This is a genomic window from Nguyenibacter vanlangensis (assembly GCF_013376155.1).
Classification (GTDB): Bacteria; Pseudomonadota; Alphaproteobacteria; order Acetobacterales; family Acetobacteraceae; genus Gluconacetobacter; species Gluconacetobacter vanlangensis.
In genome coordinates, this window is sequence record NZ_JABXXP010001070.1 from 1 (window position 1) to 744 (window position 744).

Genomic DNA, 744 nt, shown 5'->3' on the forward strand with positions numbered 1-744 from the left:
GGGCCGCCGCGCAGGCTGTTGGCGCCCCCCGGCATGCCGGCCGTGCCGCGCTCGGTTGCGCTGGGATCTGCTGCGCTCACGTCGTTCTCCACAAGCCTTGGATACGGGATGTCCCGTGTTCTGGACCGCATGGCCGAAAATTACCAGCCTCCTGGCGATTTGACAGCCCGCCCGCCCCCGCCGATACCGGATCGGGAACAGCAGGAATGACGCGCCGCCATGTTTCTCGCCCATCCGCCCGGCGAACCGGCCCGGACGGTGACCGACGCCGCCGACTTCGCCGGGGCCGCCTGGCTGGACCTGATCGACCCGACGCCCGAGGAGCAGGCCCTGGCCGCGCGCCTGACCGGCCAGCGCATTCCCACCCGCGAAGCACTCGAGGAAATCGAAAGCTCCTCGCGCCTGTTCATGGAGGATGACGCGGTCTATCTCTCCACCCCGCTGATACGCCGCACGCCCGACGATTTCTTCGTTTCGCCGGTCGGCTTCGTGCTGATGCGCGACCGGCTGCTGACCATCCGCTTCACCGCCTTCTCGGCCTTCGAGACCGTCGCCCGCCAGATCGAAGACCAGAAACGCGCCGACGGGCACGAAGCCCCGACATCCGACGAGATCGCGATCCGCCTGATGGAAGCGGTGGTGGACCGCCTGGCCGACATCCTCGAGCATCTGGGCCAGGCGCTCGACGTGCTGTCGCGCGACATCTTCCAGGCCGGGGGCCCGCAGCGCGGCGCCGGCCAGCTC

General features: G+C 69.4%; 1 protein-coding gene. It reads left to right on the forward strand.

From position 1 onward, the window contains the following. Positions 1-219 precede the first annotated feature (219 nt). Positions 220-744: CorA family divalent cation transporter (locus tag HUK84_RS21275; RefSeq protein ID WP_281362886.1), on the forward strand; the 525-nt coding region annotated here is incomplete at its 3' end.